Genomic DNA, 23,948 nt, shown 5'->3' on the forward strand with positions numbered 1-23,948 from the left:
CAGGGGTTGCCGTCAGCCGCTGCCAAACAGGCCTCCCTTCCACAAAAATGAAAATGGAGCGGCTGGGCCATGAGGCTGGGGCAGAAGACTGATGCGACAAGAGGATTTGGACGAAGGCTGCTGATCGCGGCGCTGCTGTCATCGACGGTGGGCGCGGCAATGGTTGCCGTGCAAGGGGAGGCGCATGGGCAATCCGCGCAGCAGGCGACCTTCAACATTCCGCCCGGCTCGCTTTCGGGCGCGCTGGCGGCGTTCGGCAGGCAGGCCAGGCTGCAGGTCACCTATCTGCCCGAGATCGCCGCGGGCAAGCGGTCGCCCGGCGTCTCCGGGGCGGCGGCACCCGGCGCGGCGCTGGCGCGGATCCTGCAGGGCACGGGCCTGACCCATGCCTTCACCGGCGCCAACACGGTGACGATCAGCGACAGGGTCGCCGCCGCGCACGCGCCGTCGGCGGGCGCGGCGGACGGTTTGACGCTCGACCCGATAACCGTCGTCGCCGGCGGCGGCAGTCCGGGCGAGGAGCCGTACAGAACAGCGGCTCCCACCGCCTACATTTCAGGCGAAACCATCGAACGGTTCCGCGGCTCGAGCCCGGCCGAAATTTTTCGCGGCACGCCGGGTGTTATGTCGGGCGAGGCGCGCAACGGCGCCGGTTCCATCGACGTCAACGTGCGCGGCATGCAAGGCATGGGCCGCGTCAACGTCACCGTTGACGGGGCGGAAAACTCGCTACAGGTCTATCAGGGCTACCAGGGCATCTCGAACCGCACCTTCGTCGATCCGGACCTTCTGGGCGGTGTCGACATCACCAAGGGCTCCGACGTCGCGTCCTACGGCATTGCCGGCACCGTCGCCATGAGGACGTTGAACCCGTCCGACATCGTCGAGGATGGCAAGACATTCGGGGTGCGGCTGAAGGGCGGCTTTGGCTCGAACACGAGCACGCCCCAGCCTGGCGACAAGGCCGGCTATCTCATCAGCAACCCCCTTGGCTCCACGAATGATCCGAATTCGGGTTATGGCGTAATCACACCTTCCGGAACCGGACTGGATCGGCCAGGCTTGCTGAAGCCCACGCAGGGCTCGGCCAGCATCGTCGCGGCGGTCAAGCAGGAAGACTTCGACTTTCTCGTCGGCTATGCCTATCGTGACCAGGGCAACTACCACGCCGGCAAGTACGGCCCACACGCCAATCCCGTCAGAACAGGTCCCCAGCCTTACTGCTATGCGAGCGGTGAATGCCCATCCTATCTCCTCTACAGGGACTATGTCGTAAACACCGGCATCGCCAATTATCGCCCCGGCGAGGAAGTGCTCAACACGCAGCTTCAATCCCAGTCCTGGATCACCAAGGGCACCTGGCGTTTCGGTGACGGACAGAGTCTGCAATTTGGCTATACCGGTTTCCGCAGCGACGCCGGCGACCGGCTGGCTTCAGCGCTCGGCAACGCTACCGGACAGGCGGTCCAGCAGGCCCAGACAACCGGCACCAAGGTCGACACCGGCACGCTGCGCTATCGCCTCAATCCGGAAGGCAACGACCTGCTCGATCTCACCGCCAATCTGTGGGTGACCAATCTCGAGCTGCGCAACCCGCCGCGCAACGCCTATGGCCAGCGGCCCCCTGGTGTGCCGGCGGACTACCGCACGGGCTCCGATACGGTCATGTGGGGCGGCGAGGTCTCCAACAAGTCCAAATTCGTCACCGACTATGGCGCGCTCGATTTCACCTACGGCCTGACCTACCGCAACGAGGACACCAAGCCGAGCGGATTGACCGACACGATCGAAGGCTGGCTCAACCTGCGCGACGCCGAGCGGCAGGAGGCGGCGGGCTATACCAAGCTGGCCTACAAGCCGGTGGACTGGCTGACGCTGAATGCCGGCCTGCGCTATTCGCAGTTCTGGTCGCATGACCGGCGCACGCAGGCCAACTCACCTGATCAGTTGAATGCCAAACCCGACCGCAGCGACGGCGGCTTCAGCCCGTCGGTCGGCGTGACGGTCGAGCCGTTCGACGGCACGCAGTTCTATGTCAACTATTCCAATGCCTTGCGCTTCCCCAGCCTGTTCGAGTCGGTCTCGGCCTTCACCATCATCCCCAATCCGAACCTCGGCCCGGAGCGCTCCAGCAATTGGGAGCTTGGCATGAATGTCCACAGGAATGGCCTGTTCAGCGATACCGATGCCGGCATGCTCAAGCTCGGCTACTTCAACTGGAACGTGAAGGATTATATCGCGCGCTCGTTCCGGTCTTTCCCGGGCGACGGCTACACCTGGTACGGCATGCAGGTCTACAACATCGACCGTGCCAGGTTCTCCGGCGTGGAATTGTCCGGCCGCTACGAGATCGGCGACTTCGCGGCGGATTTCGCGGCCAACTACTATCTCAATGTCGAGTTCTGTCAGCTGAACGGCGCCTGCGACACAAAGACGATGTATGGCGACTACGCCACCAACCAGGTGCCGCCAAAATATTCGCTCGACCTGACGCTGACGCAGAAATTCTTCGAGGACAGGCTGACGCTGGGCGGCAGGGCTTCCTATGTCGGGCCGCGCGCCATCGGCCACGGCCAGGTGACCAGCCAGGGGCTCAGCCAGTTCATTTCGCTGGTCAAATGGGATCCCTACACGCTGGTCGATGTCTTTGCCGAATACAAGCTGACGGAGAACCTGACGGCGACAGCGCGGATCGAGAACCTGTTCGACAGGTACTATATCGATCCGCTTGGGCTGGTGACCGAGCCGGGACCGGGGCGGACGTTTTATGGGTCGCTGACGGCGAAGTTCTGAGGGCATCGCACAAAGGTCGCGGAGTGGGGGCGGGCGTCGTTGGCTTCCGTGACGGTTGACCGCGCCGCCCATCCGGCCGATAGGTCCGCGCGAACAGCCGAGACCTGCAATGACCGACCTCAAAGATGCGACCCGCGAGCCGGACGCCGCCTGGCAGGACGATGTCCGCCAGGGTGTGCGCCATGTGCGCGACCTTGCCTCCCTGCCGCTTTCGTCCGCCGAGCGCCAAGCCGCGCAGGAGGCCGCCGGCCGGCACAAGGTGCGTGCGCCGAAAGCCTATCTCGACCTGATCGACTGGAACGACCCGGCCGACCCGATCCGCGCGCAGGTCATCCCGTCACCGGGCGAACTGGTGGAAACGGAGGGCGAGCTTGGCGATCCGATCGCCGACCATGATTTCAGCCCGGTGCCCCGGCTGACGCATCGCCATGCCGATCGGGTGCTGTTGTTCCCGACCTATCAGTGCGCCGTCTATTGCCGGTTCTGCTTCCGCAAGGAATCGCTGACCTCGATCGGGCGCGGCTATACGCGCGAGGCGCTGGAGCCGGCGCTGGCCTATATCGCCGAGCATCCCGAAATTCGCGAAGTGATCCTGACCGGCGGCGATCCGCTGTCGCTGCCCGACAAGGCGCTGGCCGAAATCCGCGCCCGCATCGAGGCCATTCCGCATGTGCGGCTGCTGCGCGTCCACACACGCGTGCCGGTGGCGCTGCCGGCGCGCATCACAGCGGGGCTGGTCGAGGCGCTGCAGGGCCGGCTGATGGTCACCGTCGTCACCCATTTCAACCATGCGCGCGAGATAACCGACGCCACCGAGGCGGCCTGCCGGACGATGCGGCAAGCCGGATTCGTGCTGCTCAACCAGAGTGTCCTGCTCAAAGGCGTCAATGACAGCGTCGAGGTGCTGGAAGAGCTTTGCCGCGAGTTGATGTACCGGCTCGGGGTAAAGCCCTATTACCTCCATCATGGCGATCTCGCGCGCGGCATGGCCCACCGCCGCACCACGATCGCGCAGGGCCAGGCGCTGGTGGAAGCGCTCAGGGCGCGCCTGTCGGGCATCTGCAATCCCGTCTATGTGCTCGACCTGCCGGAAGGCGGCGGCAAGGTGCCGCTCGGGCCGTGCCCTATCGAGGGGCGCGAGGTGGACACCTGGCGGATACGCGGGCTGGATGGGAAGGTGAGGGAGTATCGCGAGATCGTGGGCGAATAGGGCCGTTTGCTATTCCCTAACAAACGCCAACACGGCTACACGCGGGGCAACGCAATATGCGAGGCTGACCCCGCGGCCGGTCTTCGTCGTCGCGCGGCCGGCATCGAGGTTCACCGCGATGTCCTCGTAGCCCAGCACCTCGCGATCGAGCGGATATGCTGCCTTGTAGACCGCTTCCTTGGCGGCAAAGAGGATGCGGCCGGCAAGCCGCGGGTCGGCCGCGCCTGTCCGGTCCGCGGCGGTTACAACGATTCCGAAAATATCATCGGGCAGGGGCAGCGCGGGCTCGACGTCGATACCGAGCGAGAGGATCCGGCCGACCGTCGCGACCGCCGCCACGGCCATGTCGTCGTCATGGGCGAGCGAACCAATTATCCCGTCCGGCCAGACCGGAGCACCGGATGGCGCGCGCGGGAGGGTGACGTTCTTGATCCCGAGATCCGCCAGCAGCCTGTGCGCGATCCATCGCGCCGCGCCGCTGGCTCGCCGCATGGCCGGCTGGCGCGCCGGACTGGAGCGCGCCTCCTCGGGCAAAAGATGGGTCTCGTCGCCTTCGCGTATGAGCCGGCATCCAGTGCGGATCCCGTTCGAGGCGAGGGCGGCCAGCGCTTGCGCGAGCGCGCGTTCCTCGGGCAGATCTGGAGGCGAAGGATTTGCGGCTGGCATCATCGATCGCCCATCGATGCCGGCAAGGCGAGGTCGGCGATCATTTCGCCATCCTCGTCGAGCCCTTCTTCCACGAAACCGGCGGCGCGGTAGAGCTGGCGTGCCGCCTCATTCTCCGGCTCGTAGCAGATGGAAACGTGCCTGATGTGATCGAGCCCGCCGATTTCGCGCAGCACCTCGCGCAGCGCGGCCTTGCCGTAGCCTTTGCCCTGGCTGGCGCGGTCGATCATGAACCGGTAGATGCGCGCCTCGTCATCATCGCGCGGCGCCTCGTACATCAGGAACCCGACAACACGATCCCCGGCCATGATCGCGCGCGGCCGCGCGTCGTGATCGGACCTGGCTTCGCGCAGCGAGGCCGCGTTGCCCGCGACGAAATCCATCTGCTCCGGCGCCAGCCGCAGTGCTGTCACAAGCGCGCGATTGGCCGGGGTAACCGGCGCGATCCGGATGTCCGGCGTGCTTCCGGATCGCTCTGTCAAGTGACCTCCGATGCTATCGGGATCGAGCGTCAGGATGACGCCGTGGAGCCGTCATCCATGATCGGCTCGACGAAACGATGCAGCTTGGCCGGGTTGCCGCGCCAGATCGAGTTGGGCTCCAGCACTTCACCCTTCATCACGAAGGAGTCCGCATCGACCATCGATCCCTTGCCCATGACGACGCCGTAATGGACAAAGGCGGACGGTCCGAGCGTGCAACCGTCACCGATGCGGATGAAGTCCGACTTGAACGCACCTTCTTCCAGCGAATGGGCCTGGATGACGCAGCCCTCGTTGAGCGTGACGTCATCGCCGATCTCGACCAGCGAACGCTCGGTCAGGTTGCTGCCGCCGTCGTAGACCCGCTTGCCGACCTTGACGCCCAGCATGCGCAGGATGATCGGCCGGAACGGCGTGCCGCCGAACAGGCGCACGATCGGTGTATCGGCAAGCTTCCAATGGCGTTCGTGGCGCCAGAAGTCGACATCGTAGATCGTCGTCATCCGCGGCTTCAGCCGCCCAAAGCCAAGGCTTGCCCGCTCGACAAAAATGTAGAACGGAATGGTGATCGCCGATGTCAGGAGCACGGCGACGAAGAGGGCGACCTCGTTCCATTCGGTGTAGTAGTTCAGCGCGCGGTCCCAGATCGCCAGCGTGGCGAACAGCATGACCCATTGCGTTGCCATGAACAGAAGGATCGTCACCAGATTGTGGCGGTTCTTGAACGGGATGCGCTGGCGCCGGTCGGCTTCATCGACGCCGGCGATGAGTTCCTTGTCGCGGTTCACCATGCGCGGGATTTCAAAGGCAGGCGAACCAAGCAGGCCGACATTCTCGCGCACCGGGCCATCGATGGGGATCATCACCTTGGTGCCGAGCAGGACGTTGTCGCCCGTGCGTCCATCCGGCGGATAGTAGATGTTGTTGCCGAGATAGTTGCGCTCGCCAATGCGTGTCGGCTCGAGCCGGAAAGCCGAGGCGGATTTGTGCACATTGATCATGAACAGCCCGTCGGACACCATGGTCTCGGTGCCGATCTCGCATAGAAGCGGGTTTTCGTGCTGCTGGTTGGAGCCGAAATTGGAGCCGGTCTGTACCACCTTGTTGAGGTTCCAGCCGATGGCGCTCATATAGTGGACGATGGCCGAGCTGTCGCCGAACAGCAGGCCCAGCACGCGCGAGTTGCTCGAGAATTCGGAGACGGTCTGCAGCCAGTAGCGGAAGCCGTAGAGCGTGTAGGTGCGGCCCGGCTTCAGGATCAGGCTGAAAACGCGCGGCACCACCGTGGCGGCGAGAAAGGCCACGGCGATATAGCCGAACAGCGTGACCGTGGTGCCGATCGCGACAAGGCCGATCGTCTCCTGATAGTCGTCGCCGACATATTCCCAATAGCTGTGGAACAGGAGCGGCAGCGGGGTGATGACAGCGAACAGCAGCACCAGCTGAACGGCTTCATAGAGGAAACGCCGAACCTCGTAAGGGTTGGCATTGCGCACCTTGCAATAGTCGGCCGTGGTCGGCACGGCCGGCGATCCGTGCCAGTGCTCGCCGTCGGGAATGCTTTGCCCGCTCTGCAGCGAGGACGAATGGCCGAGCTGGCCGCCGTCGCCGATCGAGGTATCGATGTCGAGCGTGGAGCCGACGCCGACGAAGGCGTCGCGACCGATGGTCAGCGGACCGGTATGGATATAGCCGGACTGGGCGCGATAGCCGAGGATCATCGATTCCTTGCGCAGGATGGTGTTGGCGCCGATCGAAATGAGATCCGTGCAGACCGGCACGGATTTGGATTCGATGACGGCGTTGTGGCCGAGCTTGGTGCCAAGAAGCCTGAGATAGATGCTGTAGAGCGGGCTGCCGCGGAAGAGCACGACGGGCGCCGTGCGGATCAGCGTCTTGACGACCCAGAAGCGATAGTAGCGCAGGCCCCAGATGGGAAACGCTTCCGCCTTCCAGCGGCCGACGAGCAGCCATTTCGCGGCAACGGCAAAGCCGGACATGCCGAAGAACACGCCGGCCGACAGCGCGACGCACCTGATGTAAAGCTGCAGCGGCTCGTCGAGCGCGTCATAGACCCAGTCGAGGCCGTGGTCGAGAACCCACAGCGCGGCATAGCTGTAGACAAGGTAGAACATGAGCTGCGCCATTCCGCAGGTCCAATAGACAAGGTTTGATGCCTGGCGGGTGAGGACAGGCTCATTGGTGGCCGTTGTCATCTCTTCCGCTACGCTCAGATGCTTGGCCAGGCGCGCCACGGTCGGATAGAGATAGATGTCGCGCATGGACGTCGTCGCCCATTCCTTGCGGGTGCGAACACGCGCGCAGAAATGCGCCATCAGCAGCGAGTTGGCGCCGAGATCGTCGAAGAAATTGTCCTCGACCGAGACCGCGTCGAATTTCAGCACGGCGGCCAGCGCGTCGGCCAGGAAGCGCTCGTCGTCATTGCCGGGCGCGACCATCTCGCGGTCGGCGGAAAGCCGCACGCTGGTCGGCTTCGGCAACTGGCGAAGATCCACCTTGTTGGAGACGGTCATCGGGATCGCCGGCAGTTCCTCCAGATAGGAGGGCACCATGTAGTCCGGCAGGCGCCGCTTCATCGTGTGGGCGAGATCGGCGCGCGAGATCGCCGGCGCTCCGGCCTTGGGCGCGTAGTAGGCGACGAGCTCGACACGGCCGGGCTCGATCTCCCAGGTGGTGACGGCGGCCTGCGCGATGGCGGGCTGGTCCAGCAGCACCGCCTCGATCTCGCCGAGCTCGATGCGATAGCCGCGGATCTTCACCTGGGTGTCGATGCGCCCAGCATACTCGATCTCGCCATCGCCGTTGATCCGGCCAAGGTCGCCCGTGCGGTAGATGCGCTTCGACGGGTTGTTCGGCAGGCCGATGAAATCGGGGATGAATTTCTGTTCGGTGAGGTCTTGCCTGTTGAGGTAGCCGACCGCGAGCCCGATGCCGGCGATGCCGATCTCGCCCAGTTCACCAGGCTCGGCGAGTTCCGGCAGCGAAGGGTCGAGAATGACGATGGAGTAGGTGGGCAGCGGCGCGCCGATGGTGACGGGCTTGTCCGGCGTCAGCGCGCCCATGGTTGCCGTGACGGTCGCCTCTGTCGGGCCGTAGGTGTTGAGGATCTGCCGCCCGGGCTTGGACCAGCGCACCACCAGATTGTGCGGGCAGGCCTCGCCGCCGACCAGCAGCGTGCGCAGGCTGGGCACGTCGCTTGCCATGGACGACAGCAAGGTCGGGCTGCAGGCCATGCAGGTGATGTCGTGATGGCGCAGGAAATCGGCGAGTTCCTCGCCGACGAGCGGCATCTGGCCGGGCGCGGGCACCACGGTCGCACCGGCGACGAACGGCACCCAGATCTCCTCGGAGGAAAAGTCGAAGGCGATGGTCATGCCCTGGTAGACGCGGTCGCCCGGCCGGTAGCCATAGGATGCGGCGGCGACCCGGATGAAGTTGACGAAGCTCTGGTGCCGGACGGCCACGCCCTTCGGCCTGCCTGTCGTGCCCGAAGTGTAGAGGATGTAGCAGATGTCTTCGACCGCGACGGAGGCCGGCGCCTTGTGCAGCTTCAGCGGCGCGTCGGACTGTTTGGAGATCTCGGCGGCGGCGCTGTCGATCAGCACGTGGGGAACCGGCAACTGGTCGGCGCGCGACGCATAGGTGGCGATGGTGACGATCAGGCTGACGCTGGCGTCGTCGATGATCAGCGCCATGCGCTCTTGCGGGAACGCGGTGGCCAGCGGCACGAAGGCGGCCCCCGCCTTCACCACGGCGAGCACCGCGACGTAGGTCTCCGCCGACCGGTCGAGGATAAGCCCGACCCGGTCGCCCGGCCGCACGCCGCGCTTGACCAGCAGGCGGGCGAACTGGTTGGCGCGCTTGTCGAGGTCCTGATATGTCCAGACACGTCCCTCGGAGATCACCGCCGGCAGCGTGGCGAATGTCTCGGCGAGCTGCTCGAAAACCGCATCCAGCCGCTCATCGGGCCTGCCTGCCCGGGCGAAGTCCGCGCCGGTCAGAACCTGGCCGTGCGCGGCCGCGAACCGCTGGGCACCTCTTATGAGTGCATCGAAGCTTGCGACGCTGGTTTCGGGCTCTCCGTCCCGTCTTGCCGTGTCCCTGTCGAGTGCGGCGATATCGACACCGTGATCCATTTCCAAACTTTCTCGTCCTGGCCGCGCATTCGCCCGGCTGTTCATGCCGCTGTTCGAGCCGGCATTTTCGGCTGTGCCGCCGCTGCGATTTGACCCTTGTTGATGGCGGACCCGAAGCTTCCGAAAAGGAATCCCGGCAGTCCCCCGCGGGATGGTTATGGCATCCGATCTTTTCGCCAGTTTTTCTGAACTGTTGAAACTTGTTTCTGAATTGTGTCTGAGGCGGACATCAAACAGGGGAAGGGCCGGAGAAGCCGGCCTGCACTTGCCCTGCAATCCCGGTGTTGTCGCGGCCCGCCATCCATGCCTATGCTGGGTGGTTCGCGGCTTTCAGGATCGTGGCGGATGGCAGTGGGAGGCAACGGTCAGGACGTGGTGCCGGGAAGTGCCCCCGTGGGTCGCGGGGTGCCGCGTTCGGTGCTGGACACGGCCGGCCTGGCGCCCAGGGACGCGGTCGCGCTCTGGCAGGAGAACATGGGTTTCTTCTATGACGTTCGGCTGCGCAATGGCGGCGACGACCGGTTCCATGTCCGTGCCGAAGCGTTTCATTTCGGCGAGATCGCGCTCAGTTCGTACCGATGTGTCGCGCAGAATTTCGACCGCTCGCGCGCCCGCATCGGACGCGACGGTCTCGACCAGATCACTGTGCAGGTCTGCCTGCGGGGCAGCCACGGCCGCCGCGATGGCGGGCCGGATGAAAAAGCCTGCCCGGGCGACCTGATCGTCTCCGACCTGGCGCAGGTCCAGTCGACGGCGACGTCCGGCATCGACAGCCTCAACCTGACCATGCCGCGTCGCCTGCTGGCGCCGCTTCTGAAGGCGCCGGACGAGCACAATCTGCGCGTCATCCCGGGCAATGCCCCTTTGACGGCGCTGTTGCGCGGCCATCTCCTCGGCCTCTACGAGGCAGCACCCGCCATGAGCGGCCAGGACGCCGAAGCGGTGACCAGGCCGACGCTGGACCTCGCCGCCGCGGCTATCAATTCGGCAGTGACGGTGGCAAACGCCGCTTCGGTGCAATTGGCGCTGGCCGGCGAAATCCGCCGCCACATCGACAGGCATGTCGGCAGCCGGGATCTCGCTGCCGCAACGATAGCCGCGCTGTTCGGCATTTCGACACGCAAGCTCTATTACCTGTTTGAGCCGTATGGCGGCCTTTCCAGATATATCCAGGAGGAGAGGCTGCGCCGCTGCCGCGCCGAGCTCGTCGATCCCGCCCGCCGGCACGAAGCCATCGGCGAGATCGCCGACCGCTACGGCTTCGGCCACCGCAAGAGTTTTGTCCGTGCCTTCCGGCGTTGCTTCGACATGACGCCACGCGAGATGCGGGCGCTCGCCGCGCAGGGGCGCGGCCTGCCAGCCGGACATGGCCCGGACCGCACCCTGTGGCGCTGGATCCGCGACCTCCGCTAGGGCCATTCTTGAGGCCGCGCCAGTCAGCAATCCGATGCCGGTTTTTGCGCCCACGGCCACATTCCTTGCGCCTGCCGCCACATTTGCGCGGAGCGTTCACACAGGCCTTGAATTGCCGCCGCCGCCCGCACGAAAACCAATTGGAAGAACGGGGGGCGGACGCAGGTGGCCAGCCAGGACAATGTCATCGTCCTGTCCACGGACGAGATCGCGGACCGCGAGCGCGAAGCGGCCGTGCGCGAATTCTACGGCCGCATCTGCATGCGGCTGGACCTTGCTCCGCTCGATCGCGGCGCGCTGCATCTGAGCGCCTCCACCCTCCTATTGCCCGGCGTGAGCGTGGCCGAGCGCAAGGTCTCGCCGATGGCCTGGGAACGCACGGCGGCCTTGCGGCAGGACGCCAATGACGATCTCGTCGTGTCCTGGATCGCGGGCGGCTGGGGCTTCGACACGCCAGGCCAGGGAACCGTCGAGACGCCGGCCGGCGCGCCCTGCATCATGCCGATGGACGGACGCTGGCGCGCCAGGGCGCCAGGCGGGGACTGGACCATCTGCGCCCGCTTCGACAGGTCGACGCTCGAGCCGCTGGTGCGCCATGTGGGCGATCTCAGGCCCGACGCGATCAACCCCGGCACGCCGGAGGCGCGGCTTCTCCTGGCATATGTCACGGCGGTGGCGCGCGGCGGGATGAGCGCCGGGCTTGCGCCGCTGGCCGCCCAGCACATTGCCGATCTGTTCGCCGCGGCCGTCGGAACCAGCCGCGAGGTGGGCGAGATGATCGCCGGGCGCGGCGTCCGCGCCGCGCGCATCGAGGCGATCAAGCGCTACATCGAGGACAACTTGCACAGAGCGCGGCTGTCGGCGGAGATGGCGGGAAGGGGCCTCGGGCTCAGCCCACGCTACATCAGGCGTCTTTTCGCCGAGGAAGGGCAGGGCTTTTCCGACTATGTCATGCAAAGGCGGCTGGAGCGGATCCACCGGCAGCTCGCCAGCCCGCTTTTCGCCGCAAGGCCGATCGCCGATCTCGCCTTCGAGGCGGGGCTGGTCGAGCCGTCGACCTTCTACCGGCAGTTCCGGTCGCGTTATCGCATGACGCCTTCCGAGGTGCGCGCCGGCCTGGCGCAGTGAGAGGCGCCTGTTCCGTCAGTGCCATCCACCTGTGCCATCCCTGCGATACGCCCATGGCCTCACATCAGCATAGTCGCACCCGCGGACGCGGTGCCGGAGGCACGCGCGGGAACGGAGGCTGGGCGGCCGGGCCTCCGCGACATCAGGAAAACTGGCCACAGGAGGCAACAATGCGTGCGGCGAAAAGGTGGATTCTCGGTATCTCGGTTTTCTGCGCCCTTCTTCCAACCGAGGTCTTCGCGGCCTACAAATGCATGAACCCGGCGATCTGCAGGGCTGTCTGCGGCAGCGAGACATGCGGCAAGATCAGCGCCAGCAATCGCGACATGAAGGCGCTGGACCTCGGCGCGTCCGGACAACTCGCCGCCTCCAGCGGCGGTGCTTCATCGGGCACCAGTTCCAAGAAGACCTACACCTGCTCCAACGAGGCGATCTGCATCGCGGTCTGCGGCAAGAAGACCTGTCCGTAAGCGGCGCTGATCTGCGCATTATCGGAGGCGTCGGCGCGCTGCGCCGGCGCCTTTGTGCGTCCATGCGATGGTCCTGGTGGAAAGTGCCTAGCTTGGCCGCGTCCCCCTGAAATCATCTCTTTCAAAAAAATCTCACCGCCTCCGGGAATAAAGCGCCGCCCCGCCGGGTCTTCACTACAGCGGGGCCAATACGGCCCGCGACCCGAAGAAACGAAACAAGGATTTTTGGAAATGACCAAGCTCGCTCTCAGCGTGGCTGCGATGTTGCTTGCCTCGAGTGCTGCCTTTGCCGGCAGCGACCATTTCGAAGGTGGCAACCAGCCTTCCGTCGACACCACCGTCACGGCCTCGATCTCCTACACGGCACCCCAGAACGGCGCCGATGCACAGCTCAGGACCGGACAGGACCGGACCTCGGTTCAGGACATCGTCGCCCAGCATGATCGCGACAGCCTCTGGGGCCGATAGGCGCACTGCTGGCCTTCAACCCGTTCCTCAACAAACAGGTATCATCGACATGAAAAACCTCGCTCTTACCGCCACGGCCATTCTGTTGGCCACCACCAGCGCCTTTGCCGGCAGCGACCATTTCAACGCCGACACGGCGAACCAGCCGCTTGCCGCCGTCGACAGCAACGCCACCGCGTCAATCCCCTACAAGGCGCGCCAGAACAAGGTCGACACCAAGGTGACGACCGGTCCCAGCCAGACCGCTCCCCAGACTGATGCGGGCGAATTCGTCGGCCCGCCTGTGCCGGGCAACTGAGTTCGGAGGGCGGGACCCCTCCTCGAGGTCCCGACCCGGTCCGCACTCAGGACGGAGGGCCATGTGGCGTGGCCCTCCGTCACACCTTCCGCGATTTCTTGCCGCCACCGCAACCCACAGGAGACCACAATGTTCAGCATGACACGCCGCACAGTGCTTCAATCCGCCGCCGCCGCCGCCGCTTTCGGCCTTGCCGGCAAGCTCGAGTTCACGCGTCCCGCTTTCGCGGAGCTGCTGGTCGAGCCGACCATCGGCTTCTACAAATACACGGTCGGCGATATCGAGGTGACCGCCATCTATGACGGCATCTGGAAGAAGCCGCACGACCCGGCCTTCATCAAGGATGTCTCGGTCGACGAGACCAAGGCAGCGCTCGCCAAGGCGGGGCTGACAACCGACTTCATGCCCATTCCGCTCACCGTTGTCGTGCTCAAGATGGGCGGCAAGCTGATCATGATGGATGCCGGCTCGGGCGTCGGCCAGTGGCAGGCCAATGCAACGCATCTGCCGGCCAACATGGCCGCCGCCGGCATCGACTACAAGGCGATCGACACCATCATGATCTCGCATTTCCACCCCGACCATGTCTGGGGCCTGATGGAGAAGGGCACCAACACGCCGGTGTTCCCCAATGCCGAGCTGATCGTCAACGCCACCGAATACAATTGGTGGACCGATCCGAGCCGGCTGGCCAAGCTGCCCGAGGGCCGCAAGCCGGCGGGCAAGCGCATCGCCGAAAACTTCCCGAAATGGAAGAACTGGAAGCTGGTTCAGGACGGCGCGGAAGTGGCGCCCGGCATCCAGATCATCGCCGCACCCGGCCACACGCCAGGACATTCTGTCTACCTCGCCAATTCCGGCAAGGAGCAGCTGATGATCTCGGCCGACACCATGTATGTGCCGGCCCTTCTGGCGCCGCATCCGGAATGGCAGGGCAGCTACGACCAGGATGGGCCCACCGCCATCACCACGCGCCACAAGATCATCGACCGGGTGATCGCGGACAACATCCGCATTTCCGGTTCGCACTTCCCGTTCCCGGGCACCGGCGTCTTCGTGAAAGACGGCAATGCCTATGGCTTCACACCGGTTCAGATTTGAGCACGGCAACTCAAACCAAGCGAGAAAGACAATGAAACAATCCTACCTGGGCAAGCACGCCCTCTACGGCCTGCTCGGCGCCATTGCCGTGCTGACCGTGGTTCCCGTCGCGACGATCATGCCGGCCTATGCGGTGGACGATATCGAGGGCGCCGACGCGCCCGACCTCACCGCCGTCCAGGCCAAGATCGCCGCCAAGGACTACAAGGGCGCGCTGGCCGATCTGCGCGACCTCGCGCAGGACAACCAGCAGGCCGACGTCTACAACCTGCTCGGCTTTACGCTGCGCAAGACCGGCGACTTCACCACCGCGCTGACCTATTACAACAAGGCGCTGGAGCTGAAGCCCGACCACAAGGCCGCCCGCGAATATCTGGGCGAGCTCTATGTCGAGACCGGCGACATGGCCAAGGCCAAGGAGCAGCTGGCCTCGCTGCAGAAACTCTGCCCCGCCGGCTGCGACGAGCTTTCCGACCTGCAAAAGGCCATCGACACCAAGGTGACGCAGTAAAACCGCGACCCATTTCCTTTCCCTCCGCGGGGGCGGGGGAGAGGTGGCCGCGAAGCGGCCGGCGTGGGGGACTGGGACTGACCGCTCCAGTCCCCCACCACCAGTTCGGGCGCTCGTGGCTGGCGCCCATTGCCGGAGCCGGCGCCTCTCCCTCGAGCCGGCTCCGGCCTTTTCGAACATCACATCCGGCAGGCGCCGCTTTTCGCGCGTCCCACGGCGGGGCGGCGCCCGCCTGTTACCAAAATTGGCCCTTGCCCAAAAATTGGAGGCTGACCATGACACCCAATGACATCGCCGCGAAGCTCACCGGCCTCGCCACGAAATACCACATCAGGGACGTGACCCTGCTTGCCGGCCGCCTGCTCATGTCCTTCATCTTCCTGCATGAGGGCGTGACGCTGGCCACCCATTTCGACGGCGCCGCCAAGGCGATGGCCGCGCAAGGCGTCGGGCTGCCGCTGTTCGTCGCCACCATCGCGCTGCAACTGGGGGCAGGGCTCTCGGTGGCAACAGGCCTGCTGACGCGGCTGGGCGGTATCGGGCTCGGCCTGTTCTGCCTGTCCACGGCCTTGCTGTTCCACATCAACTTCGCCAACCAGAACGAGCTGCTGCATTTCGAAAAGGACCTGGCTATATCGGGCGGCATGTTCGTGCTGGCCGCCGTCGGCGCCGGCACGCTCTCGCTGGACTGGCTGCTGGCCCGCTATCTGCAAAAGCGCCGGCGCGACAAGGAAATGGTCAACGCATTGCTGGCCGTGGAGAACGAGTTCTCGTTGGAGGTGCGGCTGCCGGTTTGAGGCGTGCGGGGAGGATCGCGGCCCGGGCGCGCGGCGCTCGCGGCCGCATTCCACGCAAAATTCCACTCTGGCGGTGGGTTTTACCACGCCGCCTACCACGCCCGCACAAACACCAGGCCCTTATTGAAGCGGCCAACAGCGCAACAACGAACCGACACGGTCGTGCGCTGACAGCCGGACATCGCAAGGACCCATTGAGGGTCGCGGTTGGCCGGTTTCGCCTGAAGAGCAGCAAACACGGTCCCATGAAACGCGGGCGGGCGGCGCGTCGGGGCCAGATGTCAACTTCAAGAAGATGGAAAACTGAAATGAAGAAGATCGTATTGACCATTGCCTCACTGCTGTTTGCCTCCGGCATGGCCTTTGCCGGCAGCGACCACTTCGGCTCGGACTTCGTCCCCGCCGCCGGCGGCTATCCGGCCACCCATGCGATGATGTCCGGCGCCAAGGCGGTCGACCCGCGCGTCACCCACAGCATCACCGACAGCACGGCGGCGGGACAGTCGCACCTCGACATGCCGGCCGATTCCGGCCAGGGCATCTGGGGCCACTGACACCAAGGCCGTCCACAACGGCCGGCATCCAGGCGGCGGGCTTGCCCCGCCGCCTGGATCATTTTAGCGCCCGGCGCCTGGCTTCATCCCGGCCGTCCAGCAATTTCCACCCGGCCAGCGATCACGCAAAATTTTTGGATCATTCGTGCGGGCGCGGCGTTCATCCCGAACACCAAGGGAGAACGACGATGACCGACGACCGCAGCGACAAGATCCGAGACCGCGCCTACGCCATCTGGCAACGCGAAGGCAGCGCCCATGGCGACCATGAGCGGCACTGGCACCAGGCCGAAATGGAGATCGACAGGGAAGCAGCCCTGCCGCTGACAGCCGATGATGCCCTGCCGCAAACCCGCGAAATCGCCAGCACCGACGTGTTGGAGGTCGAGCAACTGGCCGTGCGCACCGGCATATCGGGCGACGAGGCGCAGGCCCTGATCGACCGCCTGGGCACCGACCGCGCCGCGATCGAGCAGGCAGCGCTCGGCATGAAGGCCAAAAGGAGATCCTGATCGATCCTAGCGAGGGAGAGCGAGATGATCCGCAAACTCAAGGACGGAAAATACCGGCTTTATTCCCGCAAGAAGGACGAGAAGACCGGGAAGAGGCGGAATCTGGGGACGTTCGAGACGCGGGAAGCGGCGGAGAAGCATGAGAAGGAGGTGCAGTATTTCAAGCGGCGGTGAGGGGGGGACCCTCGGCATTTCGACTTGCGATGGCCGATGGCATCTTCATTTCCGGCCAATCACAAACTACGGACGCTACACGCCAAGGGCATGTTTCGCGGCACCCATGTTTGGTGCGTACACGAGGTTGAGCTTGCTAAAATCAGCGGCAATCTCAGGTCTTAGTATGCCGCCCTCTGTCAAATATTCGCGGGTGTTTGATGAGAGGAATACAATTGGTGCCTTGACGCCGGCGTCCCGAAGGGAGCCAATCACTTCAAGGTAAGTTTCATAGATCAAGCAATCTTTGGACGATTCCTTACCGCGCTTAGCAGGCGCAAGCCCTGCGTTTACCCGCGCAAATGCTTTCCCAGGAGCCAACGGGCTCGCCACGACCCTTTGGAGTTGCGCCAACCAGCGCCCCACGATTTGACGAGCACGAGGTACATAATCTTTAAGATGAGCTAGATTCACTGCGCCTTGTACCCCATAGACGTCTGAAAGACTGTTCACCCGCTCAACCTGCTCAAGTAACTTTTTGAGATTGCGTTCGGCCTCATCCTGCACAGGCTGGTCGTGGTCGTCGAACTCGATTTCCACCTGCTCGGCCATTAGCAATACGAGGTTGCCAGCTTCCGCTGCGACCACCAGATCCACAGCTGCCTGCCGGTCATGAGGCTTAGCCGTTTCGCGCGTGGGATCACGCATGACGTCCAGAATAGAACACGTGTCGATGCACAGTATCGGGACTGCTGCCGATTCAATGGCATGTATGTCCATTCTCTGGCTCAATTCTCATCGTAGAATTCTAAAAGAGCTAGAGATCTTTCAAAGTCCCCTGCGAGTTTGTGAGCAGAATCTACGTCCCATCCATCCACTTCATAGAGCCAGCGAGCCAGCATGTCGGCGCCGAGCTTGTCTCTGGAACGGTGGATGGTAACAAGAAAGTCAAACCATCGCCGTTCATCTGATGGATGGCTCGCGCCCGTCGATTTGTTCGCTGCGGCCGAAAAACGGCGCAACTTCAGCGCGGTATTGGGTGACAACCAGTTATCGGGTGACTGGTAGGAGGCGGTTGTAGTGACTTTAAAGCCAAACTTGTCTGCGACCGGCGCGGCGACGCGCTCGATAAAGTCTTTAAGGATGGTGTTGTATTGGGTGAAGGTGAGGCTGCCCCTGTCTAAAGGGAAAATGTTTGGGACGTAGTAGCCTTCGCTGTTGCCCCACAGGGTTAGGGCAGCGGCTGGATAGTCTTGGCCTGCAGCACGGCGGAACAGAATTACGTCTTCTGATGTCATCGCGCTACGTGCAACCTCGGCCGATCTTTCGAGATCAACGCGCCATGGATCAACTGCGGCCTCGATAAGCGCAAGGCGCAACGCAGGCCGCGCCGCGATTGGGCCTGCCATGGACATGTCCTGAAAGACTTCGATTTGTTTCGCCATTTGCGCCTTCCAAACAGTCTCCGAGAGCATGTCCAATCCTAAATGGCAGGAACGATATCCTGAAAGCGGACCGTTGCGCTACGCGGCTGCAACTGCTCCGCAAGTGGGCGGATGGCTAGCTTTAGCGGCATCTGCCCCGCGACTCCGCTAAAAATGCACGTTCCTGTCGGCAACGTCGGAATTGATTCCTCGGTCAGTTTGTCGATGTAAGACACTGCGCTCGCGATGGATTGGAGATCTTTTTGGTTTATGAGCCGATGGATGAAATAGTTGTGGGCCTGCGACGTGATGGTAGGTGAAATGTCATTGGGCCTCTGGCTCGAAATGGTTACAAACACGCCGAATTTCCGACCCTCCTTGATGATCTCCTCGAAAGTTTCCAAGCGATAATCTTTCCAACTTTCGGACTCGCGGAAGGACTCCCGCGAGAGAATGTTGTGCGCTTCATCGATAATGATGGTCAGCGAGTGGCCAGGTCCAAGCTGTTTGTGGTCTTCGTAGATTTTTTTTGAAACTAGAAGCGGTATGGTCTTCTTCATCTCAAGATTGACGTCTCCAAGAGCTATCACAACCACATTGGACGCGAATAGCTCGGCAGCGGGATTTGGGTTGAACACTTTGCGAATGTCCGCCTGTTTGCTCCGTAGCTTATTTATGGCGGGAGCAATGTGCTCATTCTGCGCCCGATTAGAGAGCACGTCGTAGATGAGTTGCACGTAGGCAAACGTGATCAAATCGGAGATCGTGTCGTCGGCAAAATTGAAATTGTCGACGTGTCCGTAAACGATCGTATTTTGAATCTGAGCCGGGTTCGCTTTCAAGAAGATGCCCTGACGCCTGAACTCGCTACTTTGATTGTGCCATTCAAGGTCGGCCGCCAATTCGACGGGCTCATCTGCATCATCTGTTTCAGGCAGCACTTGCCGCAAATAGTCCATAAGCAGATCGACCCTGACCTTGTCCGACATTTGCAGAATCTGGGTGATCTGCTGGCGCAGGATGTTCCGGATATAGGCAGTCGGATTATCCCCACTGAGAATGCGGTGTTGCAGTGTAAGAACTCGTTTCAGGAACGGCTTCTGTGTCTTCTCTGTCGCATCGGCTAGGATGCTGATTATCTCGATGTCATTGAAGCCGCCTGCTCCGAGGGGAATCTTTCCCCCATTTTCATTCCTCGTGGACAGAGCGAGCACTGTCTTGTGCGCCGTCAGGCAGTTGTTGCCAACATACTCGTTGTTGAAGTCGAACAGCAGGATTCGACAGTTGTGCGCGAAGGCCACCGCATTGCGTTCGCGCATTCTCGCGATGAATTCCTGATAGATCATCGCGAGTGTGTTCGATTTACCGCTGCCGGTGTTGCCAAAAATCGCTATATGGCTGTTCATGAGGCCATCGACGGGCAAAGCAATATCGTAGCCCTCATATTCAGATTGGGCGACATCGAGCGCAACGCCATTCTGACTGATCAGATTGTGGACCTGATGAACCTTCTCCTTCGTTAGTAAGAACGCCTCGTTGCCCACCAGAGGTAGTTCCTTCGTACCGCCGAAAAAACGACCCTTGTGATCTAGAAATCCGACTAACGAAACGGTCAGTATGCGCTTCCCATTGAGATAGGCTAGCGCGCTCGGCTTGCGGTCTTCGGCTTGCGCGTTCTCGCCCTCAACCTTACCAATCAGGCTGAGGAAGCCCTTTCGAATATCGACATAGCTTCCCACGGCGATGTTGCGCAGCACGTCACCGTTGAAGAACAGTTCGGAGAGGTTCTTATCCCTGTCGACGGAGATAAACACCTTGCGACCGGTGACTGCTGAAACTTCCCCCACACGCAAGGCGGCCTCGGTGGCCAAGCGATCCGGTTCAATGGCCATCGGGTTGTCCTGGCAGGATAGAGACCAGCAGGTCGTTGAGGCGTTTGAAGTCTATCGTCGTGCCTGCTGCTGGGGCGAGCACGGCCACGTTCCGCTGCTTGGTAAATTTGGCCTGATAGGTCGTCGCCGACGCGGTATCATAGGACAGTATGACGAGTTGTGATGTCGGATTTCGGAGTGCGCGACGCGTAAGGTCGAGGATGTGCTCGTCGGCAAACGAGAACCCAAATGCAATGAGCACAGAGTTTTCGTAGTCCATTGCTTTTGAGAATAGTCGGAGCAAATCATAGTAAACTCGCTCCATTATGGTTGTATGGAACTTCCTCAAGTTCGGTAGAATGAGAAAGTGCTTTTCCAGATACGCGTTGACCTGGGTGATGTCAGCCCTCTGCTCGTCGTTGAGCTTTGGAATCGCCGCAGGGTCAAATACGACAGAATCCTTGCTGCGGCGCCATGACAGCGACCCATGCAGCTTAACCAAGTTTATCGTGGGTATCTCGATCTGGTGCCCATAGATAGGCCCCGATCTATATGTCCGGTCAAAAAAGCGCTCAGGGGTGAACATAAATTCAGGACTAAGACTCGATGATCGATCGAATCCATCATTCAAGACTACGGCTGGGACAAGGCTCGATGCATGCTCCAGAAACATGTCATAGTTAGTCGTAAAAACCGTCGCCTGACGGGGGAGAAGGATATTCTTCCGGGTAAATAATATACGGTCGATGATCGAGAGGAACAGTTTGTAGTTCTCAACAACGCCATGGATGGGATCGCCCGCTGTGGCGGTGGAAATCTGGCCATGAACGGTGTCGATCTGCTCGACGAATTCAAGGCACCTCCGGCTCGCCCCGGTCTCGTCACCGGCTACCAACAGGTCGTCGATTTCGGTTTCAATGTTGCCAGCGGTCGCGATGGCTGGAAACGAAGCACCAGATCCCATCAGGAAATTGAGGTTGCCTGATTGAATGTATGACTCGAAGATCTTCGAGGCTTTTTCATTGTCTGCCGCGATCTCAATGATGTCGGCCATTAAATTTCCTGCCTCTCCCGCTACCTTTGATCTGGCTGGCTCTAGTCAGGAACTGCGTCACTACATTGAACCGAAGCAATAGTCGCAAATAGAGCCACCCGTCGCAACTAGATCGCTGCTAAGTCTTCGGTGCCCCACACCGCCCCTTGAGCACCGCAATCTCGGCCTCATGATCACCGCCCGACATCGACGCCACCGGAACACCAATCAGGATCACCCCCAGCGCATCACCGGTCGCAGCCTTGTTCTGCTGGTTGGAAATGACGGCGAGGCGCTCCCTATCAGCCTGTGTGCAGGGACCGGAATTTGGAATTCCCGAAATCCTCTCCGGCGGTGTGGCGCAGCCTGCTAGGCCGGCCACCACCGATATTGTCAAAACAGCGCGTTTCACTAGTCCCCATTTTTCAATAAATCCACCCGCCGGTACCATTACGTGGTGCATGAATTTGCACAAGTATTGGGGAGCGCGTTACACACGACTATTTTTGACAACAGGCGCTGGCCATTCGTCGTACTTGCGGTTTTATGGCAGTGGCGTGGAGGTTGCCGAATGCGCAGCCGGCTCACTCTCTGCAAAGGTCGACAGGGCTCTGTCAGGAACCTTAATTCCGACACTCCTCCACACACCCCTCGTTAACCATTCGTTAACCATTATCTCGCTAGCGTTTACCTCTCAGTAAGGATTCGCCAGCCGTGACCTTTGCCGCTCCCCTCGAGGCCAAATCCATTCGCTTTCGTGCCCGTTCTTTCGTCGCTTTCACATTGACGCCCGAGGCGCCGCTTTCGGAATGGTTGCAGGGGCTGGATCACTGGATCGGCAACTCGCCGGGTTATTTTGCCGGGCGGCCGGTGCTGCTTGATCTGAACACGCTGAAGCCGCAGCCCAGCGAGATCGCGGCACTTGTGGCGGAGCTGGGGACGCGCGGTATCCGCATCTATGCCATCGAGCTTGAAGGGGCCTCGCTCGGGCCTGACCTGCCGCCTCTGCTGGTCGGCGCCAAGGAGGCGACGACGGATGGGCTGCTGCCTGGCCGCAAGGGCGCCGACAAAGCGAGGGCGGAGGTTTCCGACAAGGCCGAGCAGCCTGAAGGCAGCGCCGGCAAGGGCAGGGCGGAGAACGGCAAGGCCGACGGCGGCAGGATTGGCGAGGGCAAGGCTGGCGCAAGCAAGGCGGGCGAGAGCGAGCCGCAGGTTTCGCATTATGATTCGGGCACGCTGATGATCAAGGCGCCGATCCGGTCCGGCCAGGCGATCATGCATCCGCATGGCGATGTCATCGTGCTGGGCTCGGTCGCGTCCGGTTCGGAGATCGTCGCCGCCGGCTCGATCCATGTCTACGGCACGCTGCGCGGGCGCGCTTCGGCGGGTGCGCTGGGCAACACGAGCGCGCGCATCTTCTGCCGCCGCAACGAGGCCGAGCTTCTGTCCGTCGACGGCTGGTACATCACCGCCGAGGAGATGGAAGGGGTTTCGCGCGGCAAGCCGGTGCAGGCCTTCCTCGACGGCGACAAGCTGCGGGTCGAGACGCTGAGTTGAGAACGGCCGTCAGGGCGGTCGACTGAGAAAACAGGCCGGTACGGCCGACGACAGGCCGGCACGCCGGCCCGGAAATAAACGAATAACAACGGAGGCATTTTTCATGGGCAAGGTAGTGGTGGTCACTTCGGGCAAGGGGGGCGTCGGCAAGACCACCTCGACGGCGGCGCTCGGTGCCGCCGTGGCCAAGACCGGCAAGAAGGTGGCCCTGGTCGATTTCGACGTCGGCCTGCGCAATCTCGACCTGATCATGGGCGCCGAACGCCGCGTCGTGTTCGACCTCGTCAACGTCATCCAGGGCACGGCAAAGCTGTCGCAGGCGCTGATCCGCGACAAGCGGGTCGAGACGCTGTTCCTGCTGCCGGCCTCGCAGACGCGCGACAAGGACGCGCTGACGGAAGAGGGCGTCGGCGAGGTCATCGACAAGCTGCGCTCGGTGTTCGACTATGTGTTCTGCGACAGCCCGGCCGGCATCGAGCGCGGCGCGCAGCTCGCCATGCGCTTTGCCGACGAGGCGGTCATCGTCACCAATCCGGAAGTGTCGTCGGTGCGCGATTCCGACCGCATCATCGGCCTGCTCGACGCCCGCACCATGCGCGCCGAACAGGGCGAGCAGATCGCCAAGCACGTGCTGGTCACACGCTATGACGCGGCGCGGGCCGCGCGGGGTGAAATGCTCAGCATCGACGATGTGCTGGAAATCCTCTCGGTGCCGCTGCTCGGCATCATCCCCGAGAGCCAGGATGTGCTGCGCGCCTCCAACCTCGGCGCGCCGGTGACGCTGTCGGAGCCGCTCAACACCGCGGCCAAGGCTTATCTCGACGCCGCAAGGCGGCTGGAAGGCGAGGACCTGCCGGTCGTCGTTCCCTTCGAGCGCAAAGGCTTCCTCGACCGGCTGTTGGGAAGGAGGGCGGCATGAACGTGTTCGACCTTTTCCGTCGGCGCTCCAGCGCGCCGGTGGCGCGCGAGCGGCTGCAGGTGCTGCTCGCCTATGAGCGCCGCAACCGCAGCCAGCCCGACCTGGTCTCCATCCTGCGCGAGGAGATCATGGCCGTCATCGCCAAGCACGTGCAGATCGACCAGGATTACCTGCAGGTCTCGATGGATCGCGGCGAGACCATGTCGACGCTGGAGATCGATATCCAGATCCCCAACAAGAGCGCTGTGCCGATGGCGATCGCGGGATAAGAGGGAAAGGTCGCGATCCTTCGCGCCCCCCTCTGTCCTGCCGGACATCTCCCCCACGAGGGGGGAGATTGGCAGCTTTGACGCTCAGCTCTTCTTGCAACGTAGGCGATTGGCGAAGATCGCGATAACAGCCAATCTCCCCCCAAGTGGGGGAGATGTCCG

The 23,948-nt window shown here is 62.7% G+C and carries 24 protein-coding genes; 16 read left to right on the top strand and 8 right to left on the bottom strand.

Annotation, left to right across the window (positions count from 1 at the left end; genetic code table 11):
• Positions 1–69: 69 nt before the first annotated feature.
• Positions 70–2,793 (top strand): TonB-dependent receptor, encoded by a 2,724-nt coding sequence (locus MesoLj_RS16445; RefSeq protein WP_202326724.1) that lies wholly within the window; start codon positions 70–72, stop codon positions 2,791–2,793.
• Between the two features lie 109 nt (positions 2,794–2,902).
• On the top strand, positions 2,903–4,003 hold the full coding sequence (locus MesoLj_RS16450; protein WP_202326725.1) for a KamA family radical SAM protein: 1,101 nt from the start codon (positions 2,903–2,905) through the stop codon (positions 4,001–4,003).
• Positions 4,004–4,012: 9 nt separating this feature from the next.
• Here the strand turns inward: MesoLj_RS16450 and MesoLj_RS16455 are convergent, their stop codons facing one another.
• From MesoLj_RS16455 to MesoLj_RS16465, 3 genes are read right to left on the bottom strand one after another with little or no spacing between them, the layout of a single operon-like run.
• A complete protein-coding gene (locus tag MesoLj_RS16455) occupies positions 4,013–4,672 on the bottom strand; it encodes a 4'-phosphopantetheinyl transferase family protein (RefSeq protein WP_202326726.1) in 660 nt (219 codons plus the stop codon).
• Positions 4,669–5,151, bottom strand: a complete 483-nt coding sequence (locus MesoLj_RS16460; RefSeq protein WP_140773995.1) for a GNAT family N-acetyltransferase — start codon at positions 5,149–5,151, stop codon at positions 4,669–4,671. Before MesoLj_RS16460 ends, MesoLj_RS16455 begins: the two co-directional genes overlap by 4 nt.
• Before the next feature lie 29 nt (positions 5,152–5,180).
• Positions 5,181–9,308 (bottom strand): Pls/PosA family non-ribosomal peptide synthetase, encoded by a 4,128-nt coding sequence (locus MesoLj_RS16465; RefSeq protein ID WP_202326727.1) that lies wholly within the window; start codon positions 9,306–9,308, stop codon positions 5,181–5,183.
• Positions 9,309–9,653: 345 nt separating this feature from the next.
• Here MesoLj_RS16465 and MesoLj_RS16470 point away from each other — a divergent pair, with 345 nt between their 5' ends.
• From MesoLj_RS16470 to MesoLj_RS16520, 11 genes are all read left to right on the top strand, one after another.
• Complete coding sequence (locus tag MesoLj_RS16470) at positions 9,654–10,721, top strand: helix-turn-helix domain-containing protein (protein ID WP_202326728.1); 1,068 nt, start codon at positions 9,654–9,656, stop codon at positions 10,719–10,721.
• Between the two features lie 165 nt (positions 10,722–10,886).
• A complete protein-coding gene (locus MesoLj_RS16475) occupies positions 10,887–11,849 on the top strand; it encodes an AraC family transcriptional regulator (protein ID WP_202326729.1) in 963 nt (320 codons plus the stop codon).
• A 170-nt stretch (positions 11,850–12,019) separates the two neighbouring features.
• Entirely contained in the window at positions 12,020–12,319 is a 300-nt protein-coding gene (locus MesoLj_RS16480; protein ID WP_140773991.1) for a hypothetical protein, read from the top strand.
• A 231-nt stretch (positions 12,320–12,550) separates the two neighbouring features.
• Positions 12,551–12,787 carry a DUF680 domain-containing protein gene (locus tag MesoLj_RS16485; protein ID WP_140773990.1) on the top strand — a complete coding sequence of 79 codons (237 nt, stop codon included), beginning with the start codon at positions 12,551–12,553 and terminating at the stop codon, positions 12,785–12,787.
• A gap of 49 nt (positions 12,788–12,836) precedes the next feature.
• Complete coding sequence (locus MesoLj_RS16490) at positions 12,837–13,085, top strand: DUF680 domain-containing protein (RefSeq protein WP_202326730.1); 249 nt, start codon at positions 12,837–12,839, stop codon at positions 13,083–13,085.
• 129 nt (positions 13,086–13,214) lie between these two features.
• Entirely contained in the window at positions 13,215–14,186 is a 972-nt protein-coding gene (locus tag MesoLj_RS16495; protein WP_140773988.1) for an MBL fold metallo-hydrolase, read from the top strand.
• Positions 14,187–14,217: 31 nt separating this feature from the next.
• On the top strand, positions 14,218–14,697 hold the full coding sequence (locus MesoLj_RS16500) for a tetratricopeptide repeat protein (RefSeq protein ID WP_140773987.1): 480 nt from the start codon (positions 14,218–14,220) through the stop codon (positions 14,695–14,697).
• Between the two features lie 275 nt (positions 14,698–14,972).
• Positions 14,973–15,494 (top strand): DoxX family protein, encoded by a 522-nt coding sequence (locus tag MesoLj_RS16505; protein ID WP_202326731.1) that lies wholly within the window; start codon positions 14,973–14,975, stop codon positions 15,492–15,494.
• Positions 15,495–15,802: 308 nt separating this feature from the next.
• Entirely contained in the window at positions 15,803–16,048 is a 246-nt protein-coding gene (locus MesoLj_RS16510; RefSeq protein WP_202326732.1) for a DUF680 domain-containing protein, read from the top strand.
• Positions 16,049–16,236: 188 nt separating this feature from the next.
• Positions 16,237–16,560: a DUF2934 domain-containing protein gene (locus MesoLj_RS16515; RefSeq protein WP_202326733.1), complete on the top strand. Its 324-nt coding sequence runs from the start codon at positions 16,237–16,239 to the stop codon at positions 16,558–16,560.
• Between the two features lie 24 nt (positions 16,561–16,584).
• Positions 16,585–16,734: a hypothetical protein gene (locus tag MesoLj_RS16520; RefSeq protein ID WP_172372932.1), complete on the top strand. Its 150-nt coding sequence runs from the start codon at positions 16,585–16,587 to the stop codon at positions 16,732–16,734.
• A 75-nt stretch (positions 16,735–16,809) separates the two neighbouring features.
• Here MesoLj_RS16520 and MesoLj_RS16525 read toward each other — a convergent pair whose 3' ends face one another.
• The 5 genes from MesoLj_RS16525 to MesoLj_RS16545 form a co-directional block, all read right to left on the bottom strand.
• Positions 16,810–17,493 (bottom strand): PIN domain-containing protein, encoded by a 684-nt coding sequence (locus MesoLj_RS16525; RefSeq protein WP_202326734.1) that lies wholly within the window; start codon positions 17,491–17,493, stop codon positions 16,810–16,812.
• A gap of 8 nt (positions 17,494–17,501) precedes the next feature.
• Positions 17,502–18,158 (bottom strand): hypothetical protein, encoded by a 657-nt coding sequence (locus MesoLj_RS16530; RefSeq protein WP_202326735.1) that lies wholly within the window; start codon positions 18,156–18,158, stop codon positions 17,502–17,504.
• Positions 18,159–18,196: 38 nt separating this feature from the next.
• A complete protein-coding gene (locus tag MesoLj_RS16535) occupies positions 18,197–20,029 on the bottom strand; it encodes an ATP-binding protein (protein ID WP_202326736.1) in 1,833 nt (610 codons plus the stop codon).
• Positions 20,019–21,062: an SIR2 family protein gene (locus tag MesoLj_RS16540; RefSeq protein ID WP_202326737.1), complete on the bottom strand. Its 1,044-nt coding sequence runs from the start codon at positions 21,060–21,062 to the stop codon at positions 20,019–20,021. The genes MesoLj_RS16535 and MesoLj_RS16540 overlap by 11 nt, the downstream gene beginning before the upstream one ends.
• Before the next feature lie 118 nt (positions 21,063–21,180).
• Complete coding sequence (locus tag MesoLj_RS16545) at positions 21,181–21,504, bottom strand: hypothetical protein (protein WP_244735458.1); 324 nt, start codon at positions 21,502–21,504, stop codon at positions 21,181–21,183.
• A 251-nt stretch (positions 21,505–21,755) separates the two neighbouring features.
• Here MesoLj_RS16545 and minC point away from each other — a divergent pair, with 251 nt between their 5' ends.
• The 3 genes from minC (at position 21,756) to minE (ending at position 23,786) form a co-directional block, all read left to right on the top strand.
• Complete coding sequence (minC, locus tag MesoLj_RS16550; protein ID WP_202326738.1) at positions 21,756–22,598, top strand: septum site-determining protein MinC; 843 nt, start codon at positions 21,756–21,758, stop codon at positions 22,596–22,598.
• Between the two features lie 103 nt (positions 22,599–22,701).
• Entirely contained in the window at positions 22,702–23,517 is an 816-nt protein-coding gene (gene minD / locus MesoLj_RS16555) for a septum site-determining protein MinD (RefSeq protein WP_056571258.1), read from the top strand.
• Positions 23,514–23,786, top strand: a complete 273-nt coding sequence (gene minE, locus MesoLj_RS16560; RefSeq protein ID WP_056571260.1) for a cell division topological specificity factor MinE — start codon at positions 23,514–23,516, stop codon at positions 23,784–23,786. The genes minD and minE overlap by 4 nt, the downstream gene beginning before the upstream one ends.
• Positions 23,787–23,948 lie beyond the last annotated feature (162 nt).

Source organism: Mesorhizobium sp. 113-3-9, assembly GCF_016756515.1.
In the GTDB taxonomy this organism is placed as follows: Bacteria; Pseudomonadota; Alphaproteobacteria; order Rhizobiales; family Rhizobiaceae; genus Mesorhizobium.

Bases quoted from the DNA above. Each gene is read 5' to 3' on its own strand.
- MesoLj_RS16530 (WP_202326735.1), bottom strand. From the start codon at position 18,158: ATGGCGAAACAAATCGAAGTCTTTCAGGACATGTCCATGGCAGGCCCA.
- MesoLj_RS16535 (WP_202326736.1), bottom strand. From the start codon at position 20,029: ATGGCCATTGAACCGGATCGCTTGGCCACCGAGGCCGCCTTGCGTGTG.
- minD (WP_056571258.1), top strand. From the start codon at position 22,702: ATGGGCAAGGTAGTGGTGGTCACTTCGGGCAAGGGGGGCGTCGGCAAG.
- MesoLj_RS16465 (WP_202326727.1), bottom strand. From the start codon at position 9,308: ATGGATCACGGTGTCGATATCGCCGCACTCGACAGGGACACGGCAAGA.
- MesoLj_RS16485 (WP_140773990.1), top strand. From the start codon at position 12,551: ATGACCAAGCTCGCTCTCAGCGTGGCTGCGATGTTGCTTGCCTCGAGT.
- MesoLj_RS16540 (WP_202326737.1), bottom strand. From the start codon at position 21,062: ATGGCCGACATCATTGAGATCGCGGCAGACAATGAAAAAGCCTCGAAG.
- MesoLj_RS16520 (WP_172372932.1), top strand. From the start codon at position 16,585: ATGATCCGCAAACTCAAGGACGGAAAATACCGGCTTTATTCCCGCAAG.
- MesoLj_RS16480 (WP_140773991.1), top strand. From the start codon at position 12,020: ATGCGTGCGGCGAAAAGGTGGATTCTCGGTATCTCGGTTTTCTGCGCC.
- MesoLj_RS16445 (WP_202326724.1), top strand. From the start codon at position 70: ATGAGGCTGGGGCAGAAGACTGATGCGACAAGAGGATTTGGACGAAGG.
- MesoLj_RS16510 (WP_202326732.1), top strand. From the start codon at position 15,803: ATGAAGAAGATCGTATTGACCATTGCCTCACTGCTGTTTGCCTCCGGC.
- MesoLj_RS16545 (WP_244735458.1), bottom strand. From the start codon at position 21,504: ATGCACCACGTAATGGTACCGGCGGGTGGATTTATTGAAAAATGGGGA.
- MesoLj_RS16515 (WP_202326733.1), top strand. From the start codon at position 16,237: ATGACCGACGACCGCAGCGACAAGATCCGAGACCGCGCCTACGCCATC.
- MesoLj_RS16455 (WP_202326726.1), bottom strand. From the start codon at position 4,672: ATGATGCCAGCCGCAAATCCTTCGCCTCCAGATCTGCCCGAGGAACGC.
- MesoLj_RS16490 (WP_202326730.1), top strand. From the start codon at position 12,837: ATGAAAAACCTCGCTCTTACCGCCACGGCCATTCTGTTGGCCACCACC.
- MesoLj_RS16470 (WP_202326728.1), top strand. From the start codon at position 9,654: ATGGCAGTGGGAGGCAACGGTCAGGACGTGGTGCCGGGAAGTGCCCCC.
- minE (WP_056571260.1), top strand. From the start codon at position 23,514: ATGAACGTGTTCGACCTTTTCCGTCGGCGCTCCAGCGCGCCGGTGGCG.
- MesoLj_RS16505 (WP_202326731.1), top strand. From the start codon at position 14,973: ATGACACCCAATGACATCGCCGCGAAGCTCACCGGCCTCGCCACGAAA.
- MesoLj_RS16525 (WP_202326734.1), bottom strand. From the start codon at position 17,493: ATGGACATACATGCCATTGAATCGGCAGCAGTCCCGATACTGTGCATC.
- MesoLj_RS16500 (WP_140773987.1), top strand. From the start codon at position 14,218: ATGAAACAATCCTACCTGGGCAAGCACGCCCTCTACGGCCTGCTCGGC.
- MesoLj_RS16495 (WP_140773988.1), top strand. From the start codon at position 13,215: ATGTTCAGCATGACACGCCGCACAGTGCTTCAATCCGCCGCCGCCGCC.
- MesoLj_RS16450 (WP_202326725.1), top strand. From the start codon at position 2,903: ATGACCGACCTCAAAGATGCGACCCGCGAGCCGGACGCCGCCTGGCAG.